The 22060-nt window shown below is 63.5% G+C and carries 22 protein-coding genes; 14 read left to right on the top strand and 8 right to left on the bottom strand.

All coding sequences use genetic code 11. The annotated features are described in order from the left end of the window. The first annotated feature begins 50 nt into the window (after nt 1-50). Entirely contained in the window at nt 51-1268 is a 1218-nt protein-coding gene (locus tag ArtHe_RS13855) for an MFS transporter (RefSeq protein WP_248317487.1), read from the top strand. Nucleotides 1269-1338: 70 nt separating this feature from the next. On the opposite strand, the gene ArtHe_RS13850 is transcribed toward ArtHe_RS13855, so the two are convergent. Both ArtHe_RS13850 and corA read right to left on the bottom strand, forming a co-directional pair. Next, a complete protein-coding gene (locus ArtHe_RS13850; protein WP_248317486.1) occupies nt 1339-1758 on the bottom strand; it encodes an META domain-containing protein in 420 nt (139 codons plus the stop codon). An 11-nt stretch (nt 1759-1769) separates the two neighbouring features. Then, nucleotides 1770-2765, bottom strand: coding sequence for a magnesium/cobalt transporter CorA (corA, locus tag ArtHe_RS13845; RefSeq protein WP_066302252.1), 996 nt, complete (start codon nt 2763-2765; stop codon nt 1770-1772). A 256-nt stretch (nt 2766-3021) separates the two neighbouring features. Here corA and ArtHe_RS13840 point away from each other — a divergent pair, with 256 nt between their 5' ends. From ArtHe_RS13840 to ArtHe_RS13795, 10 genes are all read left to right on the top strand, one after another. Then, entirely contained in the window at nt 3022-4326 is a 1305-nt protein-coding gene (locus ArtHe_RS13840; protein ID WP_248317485.1) for an ABC transporter substrate-binding protein, read from the top strand. A gap of 39 nt (nt 4327-4365) precedes the next feature. Then, complete coding sequence (locus ArtHe_RS13835) at nt 4366-5232, top strand: branched-chain amino acid ABC transporter permease (protein ID WP_248317484.1); 867 nt, start codon at nt 4366-4368, stop codon at nt 5230-5232. Then, nucleotides 5229-6452, top strand: a complete 1224-nt coding sequence (locus ArtHe_RS13830; RefSeq protein WP_248317483.1) for a branched-chain amino acid ABC transporter permease — start codon at nt 5229-5231, stop codon at nt 6450-6452. The genes ArtHe_RS13835 and ArtHe_RS13830 overlap by 4 nt, the downstream gene beginning before the upstream one ends. After that, entirely contained in the window at nt 6449-7180 is a 732-nt protein-coding gene (locus ArtHe_RS13825; protein WP_066302261.1) for an ATP-binding cassette domain-containing protein, read from the top strand. Before ArtHe_RS13830 ends, ArtHe_RS13825 begins: the two co-directional genes overlap by 4 nt. Next, nucleotides 7177-7896: an ATP-binding cassette domain-containing protein gene (locus ArtHe_RS13820; protein ID WP_248317482.1), complete on the top strand. Its 720-nt coding sequence runs from the start codon at nt 7177-7179 to the stop codon at nt 7894-7896. Before ArtHe_RS13825 ends, ArtHe_RS13820 begins: the two co-directional genes overlap by 4 nt. A 130-nt stretch (nt 7897-8026) precedes the next feature. Further along, nucleotides 8027-9064, top strand: coding sequence for a helix-turn-helix domain-containing protein (locus ArtHe_RS13815; protein ID WP_248317481.1), 1038 nt, complete (start codon nt 8027-8029; stop codon nt 9062-9064). Nucleotides 9065-9089: 25 nt separating this feature from the next. Beyond that, complete coding sequence (locus tag ArtHe_RS13810) at nt 9090-10247, top strand: alcohol dehydrogenase catalytic domain-containing protein (RefSeq protein WP_248317480.1); 1158 nt, start codon at nt 9090-9092, stop codon at nt 10245-10247. Beyond that, nucleotides 10228-11043, top strand: a complete 816-nt coding sequence (locus ArtHe_RS13805; RefSeq protein WP_248317479.1) for a MoaF C-terminal domain-containing protein — start codon at nt 10228-10230, stop codon at nt 11041-11043. Before ArtHe_RS13810 ends, ArtHe_RS13805 begins: the two co-directional genes overlap by 20 nt. Before the next feature lie 25 nt (nt 11044-11068). Next, nucleotides 11069-11455, top strand: coding sequence for a nuclear transport factor 2 family protein (locus ArtHe_RS13800; protein WP_066302268.1), 387 nt, complete (start codon nt 11069-11071; stop codon nt 11453-11455). 202 nt (nt 11456-11657) lie between these two features. After that, nucleotides 11658-12560, top strand: a complete 903-nt coding sequence (locus ArtHe_RS13795) for a hypothetical protein (protein WP_248317478.1) — start codon at nt 11658-11660, stop codon at nt 12558-12560. Between the two features lie 132 nt (nt 12561-12692). Here the strand turns inward: ArtHe_RS13795 and hpaD are convergent, their stop codons facing one another. From hpaD to ArtHe_RS13775, 4 genes are all read right to left on the bottom strand, one after another. Then, complete coding sequence (gene hpaD / locus ArtHe_RS13790; protein WP_248317477.1) at nt 12693-13775, bottom strand: 3,4-dihydroxyphenylacetate 2,3-dioxygenase; 1083 nt, start codon at nt 13773-13775, stop codon at nt 12693-12695. Nucleotides 13776-13846: 71 nt separating this feature from the next. Further along, nucleotides 13847-15340, bottom strand: coding sequence for a 5-carboxymethyl-2-hydroxymuconate semialdehyde dehydrogenase (gene hpaE / locus ArtHe_RS13785; RefSeq protein ID WP_248317476.1), 1494 nt, complete (start codon nt 15338-15340; stop codon nt 13847-13849). Then, on the bottom strand, nt 15333-16076 hold the full coding sequence (locus tag ArtHe_RS13780) for a GntR family transcriptional regulator (protein ID WP_248317475.1): 744 nt from the start codon (nt 16074-16076) through the stop codon (nt 15333-15335). Before ArtHe_RS13780 ends, hpaE begins: the two co-directional genes overlap by 8 nt. Next, nucleotides 16073-17542, bottom strand: a complete 1470-nt coding sequence (locus ArtHe_RS13775) for a fumarylacetoacetate hydrolase family protein (protein WP_248317474.1) — start codon at nt 17540-17542, stop codon at nt 16073-16075. Before ArtHe_RS13775 ends, ArtHe_RS13780 begins: the two co-directional genes overlap by 4 nt. Before the next feature lie 248 nt (nt 17543-17790). Here ArtHe_RS13775 and ArtHe_RS13770 point away from each other — a divergent pair, with 248 nt between their 5' ends. From ArtHe_RS13770 to ArtHe_RS13760, 3 genes are all read left to right on the top strand, one after another. Next, a complete protein-coding gene (locus ArtHe_RS13770; protein ID WP_248317473.1) occupies nt 17791-19155 on the top strand; it encodes a hypothetical protein in 1365 nt (454 codons plus the stop codon). A 60-nt stretch (nt 19156-19215) separates the two neighbouring features. Continuing rightward, the gene (locus ArtHe_RS13765) at nt 19216-20637 is read left to right on the top strand and encodes a PIN domain-containing protein (RefSeq protein WP_248319808.1); all 1422 of its coding nucleotides are present in this window, start codon (nt 19216-19218) and stop codon (nt 20635-20637) included. A 72-nt stretch (nt 20638-20709) separates the two neighbouring features. Beyond that, the gene (locus ArtHe_RS13760) at nt 20710-20868 is read left to right on the top strand and encodes a hypothetical protein (RefSeq protein ID WP_248317472.1); all 159 of its coding nucleotides are present in this window, start codon (nt 20710-20712) and stop codon (nt 20866-20868) included. A 244-nt stretch (nt 20869-21112) separates the two neighbouring features. Here the strand turns inward: ArtHe_RS13760 and ArtHe_RS13755 are convergent, their stop codons facing one another. Beyond that, entirely contained in the window at nt 21113-21418 is a 306-nt protein-coding gene (locus ArtHe_RS13755) for a hypothetical protein (RefSeq protein ID WP_248317471.1), read from the bottom strand. Beyond that, nucleotides 21411-21974 (bottom strand): hypothetical protein, encoded by a 564-nt coding sequence (locus ArtHe_RS13750; RefSeq protein ID WP_248317470.1) that lies wholly within the window; start codon nt 21972-21974, stop codon nt 21411-21413. Before ArtHe_RS13750 ends, ArtHe_RS13755 begins: the two co-directional genes overlap by 8 nt. Between the last annotated feature and the right edge of the window lie 86 nt (nt 21975-22060).

The raw sequence follows: 22060 nt of genomic DNA, 5'->3' as shown, positions 1-22060 counted from the left end.
CAGCGGTGGTTCAGGGGGCGGGCTTTTCCGATGGATGGAAGGACGCAACGATGCTCGGTACCTCCCGGCAAGTACAACGGCAGGAACGCACTGCACGGTTCGGGTTCGCCTTCATCGGCGTCCTGCTTATTGCTGCCAACCTTCGGGGATCGTTCGTCAGTGTTGGCCCGGTGCTGTCAAACATCAGCGCCGACCTGGACCTGAGCACCACCGCAGCCGGGTTCCTGACCGGCCTTCCGCTGATCGCCTTTGCGGTCTTCTCACCGATGGCCCCCGGTGCGGCCGCCCGGCTCGGACTCGACCGGACCATGTGGGTGTCCCTGCTCATCCTCGCCGCAGGCATCGTGCTCCGCTCCCTGCCGGTGCCCGGGTTCATCTGGGCCGGCACCGCAATGATCGGGCTGGCCATCGCCTTCCTCAACGTTCTGGTGCCATCGCTGGTAAAGCGGGACTTTCCCCTCAAGGTCAGCCAGATTACGGGCAAGTACACCGCGGTGCAGGCCGGGGTCGCCGCGCTCGGTGCCGCCGTCGTTGTTCCGGTGGCCCAGACGTCCCCGGCGGGATGGCGGCTGGCCCTCGGGATCTGGGTGGGTGTCGCGCTCATCGCGATGGCCGTCCTGCTGCCCTGGCTGCGCCGCGGGCCGTCCGGCGCCGGCACCCGGCAGGCACCCGCAGAAGCGGAGGAAGCCTACCGGTCGCCGTGGGGATCGGCCTTGGGCTGGCAGGTGACGCTCTTTATGGGGCTGCAGTCGGTCGCGTTTTACGTCCTGATGGCCTGGCTGCCCACCATCGAGCAGGATCACGGGGTTTCCGCCACCACAGCCGGCATCCACCTGTCCGTTTTCCTCCTGGTCAACGTCTTCGCCAGCCTCGCCGCCGGAAGTCTGCTGCACCGGGGAACGGATCAGCGGCTCATTTCCTTCGTCAGCGGTGCGCTGATGGTGGTGACGTTCCTCGGACTGGCTATAGCGCCGGACCTGACGCTGCTGTGGGTCCTGCTCGGCTCCATAGGATGCGGCAGCCTCATTGTGATCGCCCTGTCCCTGTTCAGCCTGCGGAGCGTGAACTACCCCCAGGCAGCGTCGCTCTCCGGCATGGCACAGTCTGTCGGCTACACCCTGGGCGCGATGGGCCCGGTGATGTTCGGCGGTCTGCGGGAGCTGAGCGGGGACTGGACGCTGCCGCTGCTGGCAGCGGCAGCCATCATGGCGGTCCTCGCGGTGACGGGCCTGTTTGCGGGCCGAAACCGGGTCATCAGCGCCGCCTGAGCTGCCGACCGCCGAACCGGCGGCGCGGCCGCTCGGGAGCAGCCCGGGGCGCTGCCGCTCAGGGAGGGCGCTAGCGGGTGAGGGTACCGATTTCCTTACCCGCGCCGTCGTAAATCCGGAGTGTGTCCGCTTCCGGCACGGCGGTGACGGCGCCGCCGAGCCACTGGTCGACGTCGGGGCAGGCCATCATGGTCATGCCCATTTCGGAGAAGTGAACCGTGCCGTCCTCGAACGTCCAGCTGCCCATCAGGCGGTTGCAGCCGTCCGTTCCGCTGATCCGGCCGTCGGAACCGAGGTTCAGGGACGGTTCGCGCATGTTGTCCGGGTTTCCCCAGGTGCCTTCCACGCCCTCGGCGGAAGCAGCGGGCGCTTCGGAGGAGGGCTTGGACGACGGCGATTCCGAGCCGGTGGAGCCGGAGCCGGCGTCGGTGGCGCAGGCGGAAAGCCCCAGTGCAAGGGCCAGGGCGAGGATGAGGTAACGGGGACGCATATCGGGGCCTCCTAGAGCCAGTTGTTCCGCTTGAATGCGGCGTAAAGCATGATGCCCAGCACGACCATGAGGCCGAGAGCCATGGGGTAGCCGAGCTCCCAGTTGAGCTCGGGCATGTTCTCGAAGTTCATTCCGTACACCGTGCCCACAAGGGTAGGCGCAAAAAGGATGGCGGCCCAGGCGGAGATTTTCTTGGTCTGCTCATTCTGCGCCACGGAGGTTTCCGCCAGCCGGTTGGACGCCAGGGTGGAGCTCAGCTGCAGGGCGTTGTCCAGCAGGGCACGGTAGGAGGAGATCCGGTCGGTGAGCCGCAGGACGTGGTCCAGCACGTCGCCGAGGTTGTCTCGCAGCTCATCCGGCATGCCGTAGCCGCCGGGGTTGCGCTGCAGCTCGCCCACCACGGATTCCAGCGGGGTGATGGCCCGCTGGCAGGCGATCACCTCGCGGGAGAGTTCGTAGATGCGGCGGGAGACTTCAGCATCTCCGCCGAACAGCTCATCCTCGATCTCATCGATGTCGTTCTCCAGGCCGATGGCCACCGGAGCATATTCGTCCACCACCTGGTCCAGGATCGCGTAGAGCACAGCGTGCGGGCCGAGGGCCAGCAGCGCCTCATCCTGTTCCATCCGCTTGCGGACCCGGGCCAGGTCCGGGGATTCCGCGTGCCGCACCGTCACCACGAAGTTCGGTCCCACAAACAGGTGCAGCTCACCAAGTTCCACGCGTTCGACGTCGTCAAGGTAGCGGGCCGGGCGGAGCACCACGAAGAGCTGGTCACCATACTGCTCCAGCTTGGAGCGCTGGTGGAGGGCGAGGGCGTCTTCAACGCTCAGCAGGTTCAGGCCGAATTCTTCGGCCACGGCCAGCAGCTCCACGCTGTCCGGGCGGTACAGCCCGATCCAGGCCATGCCGCCGGTCTCGCGGGTGAGCTCGAAGGTCTCCTCGAGCGTCTGGGGGCTGTGCAGGCGCTGACCGTCCACGTACACCGCGTTGTCGACCAGCGTCACAGTTCCTCCTTGGGGCGGGACCGGCCAACGCGGGAAATTGCCGGGCCGGATTCCCGGGGTGATAGTTCAAAAAGCTTACTTGGCCTGCACCGGGAAGTCCGATTGTGCGCCTAAAGACAAGTTGCTTTCACTCGCGCACAAGTGGAAGTCCGGGCCCGCGGCCATCCTTGGTCTTAGAGTCCACTCGGCCGGCCGGGCACGGACGCACCTGGGGATGAACCGCCGGCACCAGTGCAACAGTACAGAGGGGTACGACATGGCATCACAATGGATCCGGGTTTCACTCGCCGCCTGTTCCGCGCTTGCGCTGGCCTTCAGTGTGAGCGCCTGCGTGCCGGAGGAGGAAGGCGCCAGTAACGCTCAGGGCGGCACCGAGAAGACAGAACTGCAGTGCGGTATGGCCAACGGCGAAGCTGCCTCCGGCGAACCGATTGTGGTGCGGGCCGTCGCGACGGCGTCCGGCGGCGTCGATTTCTCCTCCTCGCCGGTGGCAGCGGCCGCCTACTTCGACTGTGTGAATGAGAACGGCGGGATCAACGGCCGTCCCATCGACTACAAGTTCGAGGACGATGCCCTCGATCCCGGGAAAACGGCCCAGATTGCCTCCGGCTTTGCGGCCAACCCGGACATTGTTGGCCTGGTCGGCGATGCCACGTTCGTGGGCTGCGACGTCGCCAACGCCGAGTACGTGAAGGCGGGCCTCTACTCCATCACCGGGGTGGGCGTGCCCCAGGCCTGCTTCGAGTCCTCCAACATCGCGCCGATTAACACCGGCCCCCGGCTCAGCGCGATCGCCTCCCTGCAGTATCTGGAAGGCGAAGGGTATGCCGACCGCTTCTTCACCGTGGGCCTGAACACCCAGGGCAACGGTGACTGGGTTGCTGCCGGCATCAACGACTATGCGGCTGCCAACGGCATCGAAATTGTCGGCGAAGAACTCAGCGACCCGGCCGAAAGCAACTGGCTCCCCTTGATCCAAAAACTGAAGGCCTCCGGCGCCACGTCCCTCAACATCGCCGATCCGGCTCCGATTGCCGCGTCTATCCTTTCGGCCGCTGAACAGCAGGACGCCCGTGGGGACATGATGTGGACCTGCACCGCCTCCTGCTACGACGCCCAGTTCGGCGAGCAGATCGGCAGCTACTGGGACGGTTTCATCGTGAACTCCGAGCTCCAGTTTGTGGACGCCGACGGCGAGGACAACGAACTGTGGCGCTCAGTCCTGGACGCCTACGCCCCGGATGCCATCCGCGACAGTTTCAGCCAGGCGGGCTTCCTGGCCGCGAAGATCTTCACGGACGCCCTGCTGGAGCTGGATGTGGAGCAGATCAACCGTGAAACCGTCTCCGAAGCAATGGTCGGCGTCACCAACTACTCCTCCGACCTGCTGTGCGCCCCCTGGTACTTCGGCGAGGGGGACGCCCACAACGCCAATCACGCCTCACGGATGGCGATCATCCAGGACGGCAAGTTCGAGAAGCTCTCCGAGTGCATTGAAATCAACGATCCGGCCCTGGCCCCGATCCTTGAGCAGGAAAAGGCGCTGGGGCTTGCTGACTAGCAGCCGGCTGCCAGGTTACCGGGGAGATGGGCCACTGAGATGATTCTTCCGTTTATCGTCGCCGGGCTTGTCACGGGTGCGCTCTTTGCCCTCTGCGGGGTGGGAATGCTGGTCCTGTACCGCACCACCGGGGTCCTCAATCTGGGCTACGGGGCTCTGGGTGCGATCTCCGCGATGGTGGCCTGGCAGCTGGTGGAGATGCGGCTGCAGCCCGTCCTGGCATACCTCATCGGGGTGCTCTGCGCGACGCTGCTTTCGCTGGCCTTCGGCTGGCTGGCCGGCCCCTACATCGCTTCCGTGCCAACAGTCGTGAAGGCAACATCGACGCTGGGGCTGGCCCTGGTCATTCTGGGAACGATGCTGTTCCTCTGGAATGACAAGGCCCGGACACTCCGCCTCCCAACAGACACCGTGGGCTTCACCGTCTTTGATACCCGGGTGACGCTGACGCAGCTGGTCTGCCTGGGCCTGGCACTGGCTGTGGTGATCGGCACCTCGCTGTTCCTGCGGGCCAGCTCCACCGGCGCGTCAATGCGGGCACTGGCCAGCGACCGTGAGCTCGCGGCGATGCTCGGGGTGCCGGTCCGCCGGGTGGAGCTCCAGGCCTGGACCGTTTCGGGTGCCCTTGCTGGGCTCTCCGGCATCCTGCTGGCCAGCCAGACCCGGCTGGAACCGGGGTTCCTGACCTTCCTGATCATCCCGATCCTGGCCGCAGTGGTGATCGGCAGGTTCCATTCCCTGGCCGGAACCCTGGCCGGCGGGCTGATCGTAGGGGTGATGCAGGCGGTCGCGTCCGCCTACCCGGCCACGGCGTCGTTCAGCAACGCGACACCGTTCGTGGTGGCCACCATCGTCATCCTTTACCTGCAGCGCAAAAAAGTGGTCAAGATCGAGGTGACGGCATGAGCCGTGAACAGCTGAGCCCCGGGGCAGCAAAACTGCTGACCGGGAGGAACGCCGCGCTGGTGGTCATCATCGGAGCCGTACTGATCGCGGGTCCGTCCCTGGCCGGAGCCTACTGGACCCGGGTACTGACGTCGGTGGCGATCTACGCCATCGTGGCCGCCGGCGTTGCGCTGCTCTATGGCCGTCTTGGCCTGGTTTCCCTGGGCCAGATCTCTCTGGTGGGCGTCGGAGGGTGGCTCACCCTGCGGATTGGGCATGCCACGTCCCTGCCCTTCGAGGTGCTGCTTCTCCTGGCAGCTGTGGGGACCGCCGTCATCGGTGTGCTCGTGGGACTTCCGGCGCTGCGGCTCTCCGGCCTGAACCTGGCAATTGTCACGCTGATGCTGGCCGGGGCCTTTGAAATCGTTTTCACCTACCTGGGCTTTCCCAATGGCGGAACCGGTTTCCGGGGCCGTGCAGAGGGAGGTGTGCTGCAGCAGCCGCTGCCGCGGCCGGTGCTCGGGGGCGACGACGCCGCCTACTTCCGTTACGTGGTGGTGGCCGCGGTCCTCTGCTTTGCGCTTCTCGCCTGGCACCTTCGCGGGAGGCCGGGCCGTGCGTGGGCTGCGCTGCGGCAGAGTGAGGCAGGTGCCCTGGCCGCCGGGGTGAACACCGTCGGCTACCGGTTGTGGGCGCTCGCCCTGGCGTCGTTCGTCACCGGGCTCGCGGGTGGACTGCTGGCGGGGACCACAGGTTTCCTGGATCCCATTTCGTTCAAGGCCTCGCAGTCCATCCTGTTGTTCGCGACAGTGCTGATCGGGGGAGCGTTCAGCCTCTCCGGCGCCGTGATCGCCGGACTGTTCTTCCAGGGAGTCCCGCCGCTGCTGGACAGCTTCGGGCTCAACGGGAACCTGATCTTCGTGCTGCTGGGGCTGGGAATGATCCAGACCATTGCGACGGCGCCAAAGGGTATCGCCGGCCAGCTCGAGGGCATGGCGCGGCGGCTTCGCCGAAAACCGGGGCCGGAGCCGGCGTCCCCGGCGGAGCCAGCGTCCCCCGCCGAGTCTGCTGAGCCTGCTGAGCCTGCTGAGCCCGCGGCCGGACCGCCGGAACCGCTGCCGTCCGCGCAGGCCGCACTGGAAACCACCGCCGCACGGGAAACCGGCGGCACCCCCGGAAAAGCCAGCACTCCGGAAAACGCTAGCGCTACGGAACGCGTCAGGAAGGGCCACGCCGAATGAACACGGACAATCAGCTGATCGTGGAGGGCCTTACCGTCCAGTTCGGCGGGGTCAAGCCGCTGAACGATGTCTCGCTGGAGTTCGTCTCCGGTGTCTGCGGCCTGATCGGACCCAACGGAGCCGGCAAAACGACGTTCTTCAACGTCCTGTCCGGCTTTGCGGCACCGGTCAGCGGCCGCGTGCGGGCCGGCGGCGTCGACCTGCTCGGACTCTCCGCCTATAAACGGGCCAAATGGGGCCTCCGGCGGACCTTCCAGCAGGAACAGGTGATTCACACCCTCAGCGGGTGGGAGAACATCCTGGTTGCATCCGAGCACACCGGCAGCGACCGGGAGTCGGTGGAGAAAGCCATCCGGTTTACCGGTCTCACCGGATTGGCCCGGCCGGGGTCTGAACTGACCATGATGGAACGGAGGCTGGTGGAAATGGCCAAGGCCGTCTGCGGCTCGCCCCGGATCGTGGTCCTGGACGAACCGGCCGCCGGGCTGGACGTTGCCGAGACCCAGTACCTGACGGACCTGATCGCCCGGATCCCCGAAGAGTTCGGTGCCCTGGTGGTCCTGGTTGACCACGACATGGACCTGGTCTCCACCGTGTGCTCAACCACTGCCGTCCTGGACTTCGGCAAACGCATCGCCCTTGGGCCGACCCTGGAGGTGCTGGCATCAGCCGAAGTGAAACGTGCCTACCTTGGCACAGCTGATGTGGAACCGGAGGAGGCCGCATGAGCAGTCCCGATGCCCTGGTCATCTCGGGCCTGACGATCAAACGCGGTGGGCGCCAGGTGGTCCACGGCGTGGACATCACCGCCCAGCCGGGAGTGATCACGTCCCTGCTGGGGCCGAACGGCGCCGGGAAGTCCACCCTGGTGCTGGCGCTCGCCGGCGTGCTCCGGCCGGCGGCGGGAAGCGTGGTCCTGGCCGGAAAGGACATCACCGGCAGGAGCCCCGCGGAGATCCGGGCCGCCGGCCTGGCCACGGTGCCGGAGGGGCACCGGGTGCTGAAGGACCTCACGGTCGCTGACAACCTGCGGGTGGCCTCGCTGCTGTCCCCGGCCGCCGGGCGCCGGGAGGGGCTGGACCGGGTCCACAGCCTGTTCGAGGAGCTCAGCCCATTGGGCTCACGCATGGCAGGGTCCCTCTCCGGCGGGCAGCAGCAGATGCTTGCCATCGCGCAGGCACTGGTCCATCAGCCGCGGTTCCTGGTCATCGACGAAATGTCCCTGGGCCTGGCCCCCATTGTGGTCCGGCGGCTGATTCCCACCCTGCGCAGGATCGCCGAGGACGGGGTGGGAGTGCTGTTGATCGAGCAGTTCACGCAGGTTGCGCTGGGGTTGTCCACCGAGGCCTTTGCGCTGGCCCAGGGGCGGGTGGTCCTGGAAGCACAGTCCGCCGATCTGCTCGCCGAACCCAGGCTGCTGGAGCAGGCCTACCGGCTGCGCTGACCGGGCGTGGACACCCCATGACCCCCGGGAGGTGCTCTGGTATGGTCTGGGACTTGAACCGGGACGACGACGTTGTGGTTCTTCACTCTTTCGGAGGTGGTTTTCTGTGGCGGCTTTAGGCATGGAGAAAATGAAATCTGCGACAAAGATAACATCCAGCAATCTCGCTGAATTCCAGGATTCGATTCTCAGGTCCTTTGTTCCCCTCAAAGTCCGTTCCCCGCATCACCTTACTTTCGGCGGGCAGATCAAAACCCGCTCCCTGGGTGAGATAAGCGTTTCCGAGATCTGCGCCGCCGGCCATAACGTCGAACGGACCCAGGCGCTGATCGCGCAGGGGGACATCAACAGCTACAAGGTCAGCCTGCTGCTCTCCGGTGAGCAGGCGGTCTCCCAGGACTCCCGGGAAGCGATTCTGCAACCCGGAGACATCGCGGTCTATGACACGAGCCGGCCGTACCATCTCTCGCACCGTGAGGAGGTCCGGCTGGTGGTCCTGCGGTTTCCCAAGAAACTGCTGGGGCTCCCGGAATCCATGGTGCGCCGGTTGACCGCCGTCCGCCTGTCCGGCGACTCCGCAGCGGGCGCATTGATCAGCCCCTTCCTGATCCAGCTGGCCAACAGCATGGACCAGCTGGGCGACGCTGCAGCCAGCCGGCTTTCCTACAGTGCCCTGGATCTAATTACGGCCATGATGAGCAGCGAGCTGGACCTGTCCGCTGACACCGTGAACCCCCGGGACGTGCTGCTCGAAAAGATCCGGACCTACATCAAGGGCAATTTATCCTCTCCGGATCTTTGTCCGGCGGAGATTGCCGCGGCGCATTTTATTTCCATCCGGCATTTGCACGGTATTTTCCACGAACAGGGAACAACGGTTTCGGCTTGGATCCGTGCCCGCCGCCTGGAAAACTGCCGCCGTGATTTGCGGGATCCGCTGTTCAGCCACGAGTCGGTGACCGAGATTTCTTCGCGCTGGGGATTCCTCGACTCCGCCCATTTCAGCCGGGTCTATAAGGCACGGTTCAGCATCTCGCCGAGCGAAGAGCGGCACACCGCGCTGGGGCGTTCCCCGGGGCTGCCCAGCGCTTCCGGAACGCCCCGGACCAGCGGCGGCCGGTCACTGCACGGACAGACAACTCCTGTGCTGGCTAAATCAATACGTTAAGCTGCCGTTCGCCAATGATGGGGGCATGACCCAACATTCTCTGCCTGCGGCCAGCCGCCAAGTAGTTTTTCCCCGTCCGGGGGAGATGGAACTCGTCAAGACGGAGCTGCCGCCGCCCGGGAAGGACGAGGTGCTTGTCCGTATCCACCGGGTCGGGGTGTGCGCAACGGACCTCCACCTGCTGGCCGGGCACATCGGGGATCCGTTTCCCCTGGTTCCGGGGCACGAATTCGTCGGTGAAGTCGCAGCGCTGGGCGAGAACGCGGCCCGGACGCGCCCGCTCGCCGTCGGGGACCGGGTTGCGGTGGAGATGCTGGTTCCCTGCCGGACGTGTGAAAGGTGCCGGGAGGGACGGTACAACCTTTGCGAGCAGGACGATCCGGGGCCCGGAAAGCCCGGCGGCCGGCAGCTGGGCGTCAACATTCCGCAGACCGTGCTGCCGGGGTTGTGGGGCGGTTACTCGGAGTACCTGATGGCGCCGGGAGAAGCCATTATCCACGTCCTGCCCAAGGACCTGGACTGGGACATCGCGGCCCTGGTGGAGCCCCTGGCTGTCGCCTACCGCTGCCTGGCCCGGGGCAGGGTGGAGCCCGGAAACCGGGTGGTTGTGATCGGCCCGGGGCCCGTCGGACTGCTCGCGACGGCCGCGGCGCGGGCCGCCGGTGCCAGCGTGATGCTGATCGGAACCCGCGATGAAAGGCTCCGCCACGCGATAGCCTTTGGCGCCTCCGCGGCGGTGAACTCCCGGCTGGAGGATCCAGCAGCGGCAGTGCAGAGCCACTTTGGCGGGCTGGCCGACGTCGTTATTGAGATCGCCGGAGTGCCCGCGGCCCAGCAGCTGGCGGTTTCTCTGGTCCGCCGGGGCGGCCGGGTGGTGCTGGCCGGCGCCTGCGGGAGTAATGCCCCGGTCACGTTCCTCGCCGACGAGGAGCTGCTGACCCGGGAGATAGACATCCTTCCCTCGTTCCTTTCAGCCGGCGGGTACGAACCGTCGGTGGAACTGCTCAGCCGGGGCGGGTTTCCCTTCGCCGACCTGATCAGCCACAGCTTTCCCCTGGAAGACGCCGCGGAAGCCTTCCGGGTGATCGAAGCCCGGGAAGGGAACGTGCTCAAAGTCCTCCTGGATCCAACCTCGATTCCCGTTTCAAACGAAAGGCAAGCCCATGCCCAAGGTCTCTACTGATCGACTCACCGCTGCGCCCGCTGATCAGTGGCGCAGCTACGACGAATTCGCCGCCGGAATCGACACTTACCGGCTGCCGCCGCTGGACCTGGGCGGAACCACGGTGACCGTCGCGCTGGAGGGCGGGCCGGAGCTGTTCCTGGAGTTCCTCGACGGGGAGTCGGTCCGCTGGAACGCCAGCGGGGACCTCGATACCGGCGGGTTTGTGGAGGACCGGTATGACGCCGTCGCGGTCCGGGACGATGTCCACTTCGTGAACCTGCTCTGCGGATTTGCCGACGGCGAGGCGCTGACGGTGGTGTACTCGACCACCTCGCACCGCGCCATGGCGGTCCGGTCACAGATCCAGGGCGAGGCAACCGAGGGCGTTCCGCAGGTCCGGCAGACCTTCTGGGCCGGCACCACGGGCGCTGACGCGGCGGGAGACGTGCCTGGGCCGTCGCGGGATCTCATCGGCCAGCGCAATGTGTACCGGTACAGCCCGTACCACCTCTACGAACACGTGTACCTGTCCTCGGAGCGGTACGCCTGGCAGTGCCTGCAGGGGGTGCAGCGGGGCCACGGGGACGTGGACCTGTCCACGGTGTGGAAGTTCGAGGACGGCCTGTACCTATTCTGTTTCCGCGAATTCAAGATTGCGGTCGCCAGCGTCTGGGTGCATGACCTGGGCTATGACCTGCGGACCACCGGCATCTTCCTGGGCCTGAACGGCCAGGGCCAATCCGAGCATTCACGCGCCGGCGGGCACATTTACCCGCTGGGCTCGGTCCGGTACCCCGATGTGCAGCCGATCTAGGGAACTCCAGGAAGGGAGACAGGCCATGAGCAGGAACAAGGATGTTATCGATGCCCACTATGCGGCGTCGGACCGCGGCGACCTCGCCGGTATGGTTGCGGACTTCGCCCCGGATATCCGGTGGACGGAGGCTGCGGGTTTTCCGCTGGCAGGCACCTTCACCGGGCCGGACGCGGTGATCGAGCAGGTGTTCAAGAAGCTGCCCGAGACGTGGGCCGACTGGTCCGTCTCGATTGACGAGGTCCTCGACGCCGGCAACACCGTCATCGGCGTGGGCACGTACTCCGGGGTGAACCGGGTTACCGGCCGGGACTTCACCGCCAGGGTCGCGCATCTGTGGCGGCTGGACGCCGGAAAGGTGGTTGCGTTCGAACAGATCCCGGATTCCGCAGTGGTCCGGGAGGCCATGTAATTCCATCCAGACGGGACGGGACCGGCAGCAGCCGGTCCCGTCCCGTGTGCGTTCCGACGCATCCTTAGAGCTACGAAGCGATTTCTTGAACCGTCACCTCTAGCACAATGTTTCCACGCTCATGGTTACTCCCGGGTAAGCTGCTAACGAAAAGTTAAAGTGAACATGGTCCTGAGCTAACTTCGGTCAAGAATGAGAGTGGATGAGCCTTTTTGATAGTTGGACAAATAAACGTCAACTGAAAAGCAAAGAGCAGCTAGATGGAATAGACGGACGAGTGAAATCTCGACGAGTACTTGCGTACATCGTCAGATTCGTTACGATCGGCTCAGGTCTCTGTCTAGCGAGTGCATGGTTCCTTGAAAACATAGACACCTGGTGGTTTCTTAGCTTGGTGTTTGCGTCAGGTGGAATACTTAGTTTTGTTCTCTGGTGTAAATCGCGAGATCTGACTGGTAGGAGGCCTCCGTTAGCGCGCAATTATCTATGGCCGCTGGTTTTGCCGCTCGGCTTGCTCGTCAACCAATCTAGTCCCGAGAATGGGCTCCAGGATCCAAGTCGAATGTTTATTTTGTGGGTAACATTGACGGCCTACGTTATTTCGACCCTTGCGATTGCCTGGAATGTGCGTAAGTTTGTAAATAAGGTCCGTCAGTATGGACTACCGCTCACTAGGCGCTATTGCAGGGCAGCCCTTCGTACTGCACGTATATTCCAATGGGTACTTCCAATTTTTGTTTTGTGCGTCATGACGGCTGATATGTTGTTGGAGCTGAGCGATGACGTGGCGCAGGCCTTAATCGGTTCTCTTAGAAACCAGCTTTATGGTGTTATTGGTGCTGCCTCCGTCGTCCTGGCTTTTACTGCCGTGCCAGCAGAGCGCGAGGCGGCGGTGAAGGAGCTATTACTAGAATCAAGACTCGATAACTTATCCAGGGAGGTTTTCCGCCTCAAGCTTGAGGTTCGAAAAGCTTCTCTGCAAAAGAGGTTTTACCGCGGCGGCTGGCATAAATTTCACGTCATAAATGCGAATTTATTGAATGAGTTGCTGAGTATTACTCAAGCGGTATCTCTCAGAACGGGGCCGAAGAAAAAAGGGAAGTAAGGGCAAGCTGTCGAAAAGTCAGATCATTCTGAAGAACGTCGCCCAGAGCCCTCTGAGATCGAAACGAAACGGGAGGGACGGCAGCCGGAAATCCAGCCGCTGTCCCTCCCGCCGTTGTACTTCAGTTAATCCCTACAGCTGCGAGCCGACCTTGAAGTCGGTCTCGTCGCCACGGGTGTAGGAGAAGCCGTCCGCGCCGATGGTCACTTCCATTTCGGAGGAGTCGGTGCGGGCCACCACCTGCTGCGGGTTGCCGTCCAGGTCCAGGACCAGAGAGGCCTCGGTGTACCAGGACGGGACCACGGGGTTGCCCCACCAGTCGCGGCGCTGGTTGTCATGCACGTCCCAGGTGACGGTGGGGTTGTCCGGGTCGCCGGTGTAGTAGTCCTGCGTGTAGATCTCGATGCGGTGGTCATCCGGATCCAGGATGTACAGGTAGAACGCGTTGGAGACGCCGTGGCGGCCGGGGCCGCGCTCGATCCGGTCGGAGATGCGCAGGGCGCCCATCTTGTCGCAGATCTGGATGATGTTGTGCTTCTCGTGCGTTGCGAACGCAACGTGGTGCATGCGCGGGCCGTCGCCGCCGGTGAGGGCGGTGTCATGCACGGTGTCCTTGCGGTGCATCCAGGCGGCGTAGGTGACGCCGTCGGAGTCCTTGATGTCCTCGGAGACGCGGAAGCCCAGGTCCTCCAGGTAGCCGCGGCCGCGCGGAACGTCGGGGGTGACCTGGTTGAAGTGGTCCAAGCGGACCAGCTCGCCGGCGGAGTACAGGTCGTAGCGCTGGGTCAGGCGTTCCACGTGATCAACTGCGTAGAAGAACTCGTACGGGAAGCCCAGCGGATCCTCCACGCGGACGGAGTCACCCACACCCTTGGTGAAGCCTTCGGCCCGGCGCTCGGTGCGGCAGCCCAGTTCCTTGTAGTACGCCTCGGCGACGTCCACGTCTTCCGGGGTGCGCACGCGGTAGGCAAAGGAGGCGACGGCGGCGACAGGTCCCTTGCGCAGCACCAGGTTGTGGTGGATGAACTCCTCCAGGGAACGCAGGTAGATCGCGTTCTCATCCTCTTCGGTGACATGCAGGCCCAGGACGTCCACGTAGAACTCGCGGGACTTGGCCAGGTCGGTGACCACCAGTTCCATGTAGGCGCAGCGGACGATGTCCGGCGGAGCGATGGACGGCGTGGGGATCGGGTTGGGGTTGGGGTTGGCGTTCATGGTTTCTCCTTACGGGGCCGGTCTGCTCTGACCGGGTCCTGTCTGTGGCTGATTAAGCGTCTGTGGGCTGGTTAGGCGCCGAACTTGGGGGTGTGGACGGTGCCGAGGCTGATGTGGACGGTCTGCTGGTCGGTGTAGAAGTCGATCGAGCGGTAGCCGCCTTCGTGGCCCAGGCCGGAGGCCTTCACGCCGCCGAACGGGGTGCGCAGGTCGCGGACGTTGTGGCTGTTCAGCCACACCATGCCGGCCTCGGTGTCCTGCGCGAAGTTGTGCGCGCGGGTCAGGTCGGCGGTCCAGATGTAGGCGGCCAGGCCGTACTTGGTGTTGTTGGCCAGCTCCAGGGCTTCCTCATCGGTATCGAACGGGGTGATCGCGACGACGGGGCCGAAGATCTCCTCCTGGAAGATCCGCGCGTCCGGCTTCACATCGGCGAAGACGGTGGGGGCAATGTAGTTGCCCTCTTCCAGGCCTTCGGGACGGCCGCCGCCGGCCAGCAGGCGGCCTTCGGTCTTGCCGATCTCCACGTAGGACGCCACCTTGTTGTAGTGCTCGGGGTGCACCAGCGCGCCCACCTGGGTCTTCGGATCGTGCGGGTCACCGACCACGATGTTCTTGGCGCGGGCGGCGTAGCGCTCGCAGAACTCGTCGTACACCGGGCGCTCGACCAGGATGCGGGAGCCGGCAGTGCAGCGCTCGCCGTTGAGGGAGAAGACGCCGAACAGGGCGGAGTCGATTGCGGCGTCGAGGTCCGCGTCCGCGAAGATCACGCACGGGCTCTTGCCGCCGAGCTCCATGGACAGGCCCTTCAGGTTCTCCGCCGCGTTGCGGAAGATGGTCTGGCCGGTGGTGGTTTCGCCGGTGAAGGAGATCAGCGGAACGTCCGGGTGCTTCACCAGCGCGTCGCCGGCTTCCTCGCCCAGGCCGTTGACCAGGTTGAACACACCGGCCGGCACGCCGGCTTCGGTGAAGATGTCCGCCCACAGAGAGGCGGAGAGCGGGGTGAACTCGGCCGGCTTGAGCACCACGGTGTTGCCGGTGGCCAGCGCCGGGGCGAGCTTCCAGGACTCGAGCATAAACGGCGTGTTCCACGGCGTGATCAGACCGGCGACGCCGATCGGCTTGCGGTTCACGTAGTTGATCTGGCTGCCGGGGACCTTCATCGCGTCGTCGAACTGGGCAACGATCAGGTCCGCGAAGAAGCGGAAGTTCTCCGCGGCGCGCAGGGCCTGGCCCTTGGCCTGGGTGATCGGCAGGCCGGTGTCGAAGGTTTCCATCTCGGCCAGGCGGGCTTCCTGGGCCTCGACGGCGTCGGCGATCTTGTTCAGGATGCGGGCGCGTTCGCGCGGCTTCATCTTGGGCCACGGTCCGTTGGCGAAGGCTTCGCGGGCGGCAGCGACGGCGGCGTCGATGTCCTCCTTCTGGCCGGCGGCGGCGGTGGCGTAGTTCTGGTTGGTTACCGGATCCAGCACGTCGAAGGTGGCGCCGTTGATCGAGTCGACGAACTCACCGTTGATGAAGTGCTGGATGTGTGTGGGCAGGTTTTCCGGAACGTAGTGCTCAGCCATGGGGCGTCTCCTTTGATGCTGTGGTCTTGGTGAGGGTGGTCTGTGTTGCGGTCTCGGGTTCGGGGGAAGCGGCGTTGTGTTTCAGGTAGGCGTCGAGGGTCGCGATGCGGTGGGCGCGGGCCGCGGCCTCGATGGTGCCGTCGTCGGCCTTTGCCTCGATGAGCCGCAGCAGCTCATCGTGCTCAGCGACGGAGTCCTGGGCCCGGCCGGGAACGTAGCTGAAGGTGGAGGAGCGCAGGGCGCCCAGCCGGTTCCAGCCGCGGTGGACCAGGTCCAGGATGTGTGGATTGGGGCAGTTGGTGAACAGGGCGGAGTGGAAGTCCCGGTTCAGGGCGGTGAAGCGGACCGGGTCGAAGTGCTCCAGGCAGCCGCGCATTTCTGCGTTGATGGCCTTCGCCTTCGCCAGGTCCTCGGGCGTGACGAGCGGTGCGGACAGCGCCGTCGCGTAGCCTTCCACCAGGCTCAGGGTCTGCATGGTGTAGAGGTACTCGGTGGGGTCGATGCCGGTGACGGTGGCGCCGACGTTCCGCTCGAACCGGACCAGGCCCTCGGCCTCCAGCCGCCGGATCGCCTCGCGCACCGGGACGGCGGAGCAGCCCAGATCGTTGGCGATCCGGCCGAGCACCAGGCGGTAGCCCGGTCCGTATTCACCGGAGGCGATTTTGGACTGGACGGCCTGGTAGGCCTGTTCGGCCTTGCTGGTGCTGGCTGTGTTGCTGGGCAGAGAAGGGCTCACGCCTGTTCCGCCGCCCAGGCCTCGTACTTTTCCTTCCAGGCGGCGTTCATCGGGTAGAGGCCGTCGACGCCGTGCCCGGCCTTGACCATCTCGGCGATGAACTCTTCCTGGTGTTCTTGCTTGATGCAGGCCTCCACGAGTTCCGCGGCGATGGCCGGCGGGATGACCAGGATGCCGTCGTCGTCGGCCACGATGATGTCCCCGGGCTGCACGGTGGCGCCGCCGCAGGCGATGGTGAGGTCGGTGTCCCAGGGGACGTGCCGGCGGCCGAGCACGGCGGGGTGCGGGTTGGCGCAGTACACGGGCAGGTCGATGCCGGCCACGGTGGAGTAGTCGCGGACGCCGCCGTCGGTGATGATGGCTGCGGCGCCGTTGTGCTTGGCGCGCAGGGCGAGGATGTCGCCCAGGGTGCCGGTGCCCTTTTCGCCGCGGGCTTCCATGACCAGGATTTCGCCGTCGCGGACCGTGTCGATGGCGCGTTTCTGCGCGTTGTAGCCGCCGCCGTGGGACTTGAAGAGGTCCTCGCGATTGGGGACGAAGCGCAGGGTGCGGGCTGTGCCGACCACCTTGCGGCCGGTCTTGGTGCCGGTGAGGCCGTCGATGGAGACGTTGTTCAGGCCGCGGGCACGCATCTGCGAGCTGAGCGTGGCGGTGGCCACGGATTCCAGCTTGGCCTTGAGCTCGGGGGTGAGGGCGGGCTGCTTGGGTGCGATGCCTGCCTTCTCGGCGGAGCCCCAGGCTTCTTCGCGCTGCTTGTCATCGATCTTGGCCTGCGCGCCGAAGGCGGCCAGCGGCGTCGTGCCTTCGGTGACGGTGGTGGTGAGCTTCCCGGTAGTGAGGCCTGTGGAGGGGGAGTCCACCTCGATTTCGACGACGTCGCCCGGGACGGCCACGGAGGCGCCGGCGGGGGTACCGGTGAGGATCATATCCCCGGGTTCGAGGGTGAGCAGCTGAGAGAGGTCAGCGACTAGCTGCGCGAAGGGGAAGAGCAGGTCGCCGGTGGTGTCATCCTGCGCGAGTTCGCCGTTGACCCAGGTGCGCACGCGCAGGGCGGCGGGGTCCACGGAAGCGGCGTCGAGGATGGCCGGGCCCACGGGGGTGAAGCCGTCGCCGCCCTTGGAGCGGAGGTTGGAGCCTTTGTCTGCCCAGCGCAGGTCGTACACGCCGAGGTCGTTGCTGGCGGTGGCGCCGCCGACGTAGCTCCAGGCGTCTTCGACGGAGACGCGGCGGGCGGTCTTGCCGATGATCAGCGCGATTTCGCCTTCGAAGCCGAGCAGTTCGCAGCCGGCTGGGCGCTCCACTGTGCCGCCGGTGAGGGCGAGTGAGGAGCTGGGCTTCAGGAAGTAGGACGGCTGTTCCGGGGTGCGTCCGCGTTCTGCTGCCCGGCTGGGGTAGTTGATGTGGACGGCGATGACCTTGCCGGCGTTAGCCAGGGTCTCCGGTGTGACGGTGCTGCTCGTAGACATCTCACTCCTGAATCAAGTACGAAATCGTATACGATCTAGTGTGCCTTGTGGGGTGGGTCACGTCAAGGGGTGTGTCAGGCAGGAAGTTCCTCCACCGGGGCGCCAGGAGAACTGCCAAAACGGCCGGCGGCAGTGGTTGACAATCCAGGGCGCAGCAGCCAGGTGACCGTTAACTCGCCTGAGGGCACCAAGTCATCCCAATTTATGCAGTGAAGTGCTGCATGCGGCTGGTTGTGGGAGATCAATAAGTGGAACAATCCGCAAGCTGGCTTTCTTCAGATAAGCTCCAGGATGTGACAAATATTTACGACGCAGACGCCGCGAAACTGGACGAACCAACCGCAGTTGACATATTGGTCCAGCGAGCCGAAGCAGCGAAAATCGCCAGCGAGGTTAGAACGCTCGACAACAAAAGTCCTAGTCGGTCGCGCTATGTTCGGATGCAGCTACCGAACGGAAGGCATACACGGCAGATCGTAGTCTTTCCACGTGATGTGGAAGATTTCCTTGCTATCGAATTCGAGCAGTACATAGTGCTCGGCGACTACGTGGCTACACTTCACAGGACCTCAGGACGTATCGAAGCTCTGGTGACCGGAACAAGTGTCGCCGGACGTGTCAACGCTGGACGCATATTCTCACAATTGCCTGGCGTCGAGGTCATTACTGAAGGTGACTCAGAGTTGGATATAGAGGCATTTGATGATGGAGGAGACCCACGCCGCTCCTCGGCGGAAAATTGGCGCCTTTCTATCGAACAAGACGGAGTCTCAATAGAGATTTCACCAGCGTCGTCTGAGTTTCAGACGCTTCTCGAAAGAGGGGTCACGATCAAAATTGATGGTGTCACGACGACCAGCCATGACGAGGGTTGTGATGCACTGGAGCGCTATGCAGCCGCACTGCTTTTCGACCTTGACGTCGTTTATGGAGCGCCTGTGCAGCTGGCTAAGAGGCGCCGACAGAATCGAAGGCGCCAATATGAGCGGCCAAGCCATCCTCCCAGATTTCCGCGCAACGCGTACGCCGCGCAGGCACTCGAGCTTTACCAGTATGGTCGGTCGGCCGCGGGTCTCCCGCTACTCGAGTATTTGGCCTATTATCAATCGCTGGAGTATTTCTTCCCTTTCTTTGCAAAGGAGCAAACAGTTCAGTCTGTGCGAAGTGAGCTGCTTCATCCGGGTTTCGATGCGAGAAACGATAACACCTTGAATCGACTAATAAACTTGGCTGCATCAGCTGGGCGAAGCGGTATGGCCGAGCGAGAACAACTAAGAGCAACCATTCGTGCATGCATGACCGAGGTGCGCATACGTGATTTTGTTGAATCATCGGAAGAATATGCTGATCACTTTTGCTCAAAAAAACACCAAGCAATTAAGGGTGTTGGGTTCTTACAACTTGTCGGCAACCAGATTGACATTCGCGACCAAGTAGCTGATCGTATTTATACTATCCGATGCCGGATCGTTCACTCCAAACAGGACATGGGCGACAAAGGCCAGGATGTCCTTCTACCGTCGAGTGCTGAAACGCACTCTTTGCAATCAGATGTTGAGTTGATTCGGCTAGTAGCCCAGAGTGCGCTCGTCGCCCGTGCTGCCAGAGCCTGACACGAATCCTCAAATTCACGAATAGAAACTGCCCGTAAGGAAATCGGTTTGACTTCAAGAATGTCACCAGTTGGAAATGCGCCAGACTCCCTTCCTGCTGAGGCAGACCGCCCCGATGTCTTCAAGGGCTTCGAGGGGCAACGGACCCCAACCCATGTAGATTATGTGAGTGCGCTTTTGCACGGTCTCATAGTAGTGGACGCGAACGTCCTGCTAGACCTATATCGATACAACGATAGCGGGCGGCTCTCATTGCTCGCCACCTTCCGTGCCTTCGGGCACCGACTTTGGATTCCCCACCAGGTCTTGCATGAATTCTGGAACAACCGCGAAGAAGTCCTGGGTGACCCTCAAGGTGCCAAAGGAGTCGTGACCAGCCTCGACAAAGCTGAAGCTACCGCTGTGCAGTCAATCAATTCTTGGGCCAAGCTCAGTGCTCAACCGGACTACATAAGAGACGAAGTCTCGTCGTATATTCAGAGCGGTTTTGAAGAGGCACGAGAGCAGATATCTGCCAGATCAGACGGCACATACAAGGATTGGCTGAAGGATACTAACGAAGACCCGGTCCTGCGAGAGTTGGAAAGGCTGCTCCAAGGAAAAATTGGGGCGCCTCCGACTGATGCAGAGCTTGCAATCTGTGTCGAGGAAGCCCTCAGGCGAATTGAAGCCAAGGAACCGCCAGGATATAAGGACAGGCATAAAAGCGACCCTAAAGCTGCTGGCGACTACCTAATTTGGCAGCAAATCATGACTGAGGCTTCAAACAGGGATAGCGATGTTCTCTTTGTCACTCGGGATTTAAAGGAGGACTGGGTCCGTCGAAAAGATGATGAGTTAAGCGGTCCTCGTCCTGAACTGGTTCAGGAAATGCTAGCGAAGACTGGACGTAGGTTCTTCCTTCGATCTCCCGCAGGCGTTCTTGAGCTGGCGCGCAACAACATGTCTGTGGAAGTGAGCGATGAATCTCTAGCTGATGCTCGCCGCTTGAACGAAGCTGCACAACCAGTTCACAGTATTATTAGTGCATATCACTGGATCCGGCAAAGTTCCGGGTGGGATGTGGCATCAGCCGAGAACCTCTTGGATGCCCTTACAGTTGCTCGATCACCATTAGCCACAGTACTCACTCGACTTGCCACAACGGGTGAGGTCGTGGACCAGCAGATGGCTTCCGAACTCGGGTTCTCACATTTCGGACAGGTTCGGACCGATCTGGAGCGCACTATCGACGCCCTACAGGACGAAAGATTGATTTCCCCTACTGCCACCGCTCCCCTGCTCCCAGTAATGAGACGAACTGAGGGCGGAACAGTAGATGTCCAGGGGTATAGGTTGAGCGAAGAGGTCCAGAACCTCTTTCATGCCATTTTGGAAGGTTCGGAGGACCTGTACATGTGGCGTTACCTAGATGATGATCGTCTGGCTGAAGAATTTCCCCATCATCATAGTGGGCCTCGTGACCTTTCGTTTGGCGTCTAAAAGATGGGTGGTATCTGGGAAGCTGGGCGCGGAACTAGTCAGGCGAAGGTGAGCCCTTCGGCCGCCGTAAGCGTGACGATTACCCGCATCCTCCTCACCGCTGCCGTCACCCAGCCGCTTCGGCCACGTCTCTGGCAGGGCGCCAGCGCCAAGGGAACTGACTGCGACGCCGAGTTCACGGTCGATCTGAAAGTACTGCTGGAAGGCATCGAGACTCTACAAACGTCCTAGCGCAGTGCCTGAACCGCATTCTCGGGTGGCTGAACACCGCACGAGAAACATGATGAGTGCAGGCCTGCTGTGGGCGCTCCTTGGCCTCGCACTGTTGGACAGCCTGAACCCTGCGACGATGGCGCATCCGCGATCGGAGATTTCCTGTAATGACTTCTCCGTGCAACCACCTCATGCATGAGTATTGATATTGCCGGCACCAGGTTAAGCGGACAACACCGACGCCGAAACGTAGGACGCCACGCTATTTGGGACTCGAATACATCACCACAAGAACGCACACCGTGGAAAACGCAGCCTGCCCCAGCAGCAGCAGCAACCCAGGCGCATAACTCAGGAACAACCCAAGCAGCAGCGGAACCATAGTAAGCAGCGTTGTGTCCAAACCACGGACCATGGACCCGGCCTGCGCACTGGGCTGCGGGCCGAACGGGGTGTCCTTGGGCGGAATAGTCCAGTCGGGCTGGACCCGGTAGGCGCCCCGCACCGCTGACGCACCAAAGCCCACGCCGGCCAGCGCCCCCAGGGCAATCAGCACCGGACTACCCACGCCAAGCAGCACCAGCACCGTACACAACACCGCCGTCCACAACGCCAGCGCGGCGGCAGGCAGAGCCATCCGGCTCAGCCGTACGACGGACACCGACAACGGCAGCAGCATGGTCCAGGCCCGGCATAATTGCTGTCCGCCGGGTCACCGCACCCAGCGCCGGAACCGCCGCAAACACAGCCGCTGCAATCATCCCCAGCTGCACCAGCGGAGGCTGCGCACCGCCTGTCAGCAACAAGGCGACACAGAGGGCAAGCACCAGCGCCGGATGAACCCACAGTCCGCGGGTCCGCAGGAAAGCAGCAGTATCAGCGCGCAGCAGCGCACCAAACGGCGTCCTGCCGCCCCGCGCATACCAGCCCGCAGTACGGGCGGAGGCAATGCCGTCGGGCTCCGCCGAAAGCGCACGGCCCATTTCATTGAGATCCATCAGGTACACCGCGGCTCCGGCGTGCCCGGACACCGCGCCGCCGGGGATCAGCTCCCGGCTCGGGTTCCTGCCCAGCCGAACGAACACAAGCAGGCCCAGTGCGACGTCGGCCGCCAGAGCGACCAACGCCGGGCCCAGCACACCGGCCGCTGCCTGCCGCGGAAAATGAGAAGCGCGAGAGGGCAGGACTCGAATCCGGTACTTATGCCCAG

Source organism: Arthrobacter sp. Helios (assembly GCF_023167125.1).
Lineage (GTDB): Bacteria > Actinomycetota > Actinomycetes > Actinomycetales > Micrococcaceae > Arthrobacter_B > Arthrobacter_B luteolus.
This window is presented reverse-complemented; position numbering and strand designations above follow the sequence as displayed.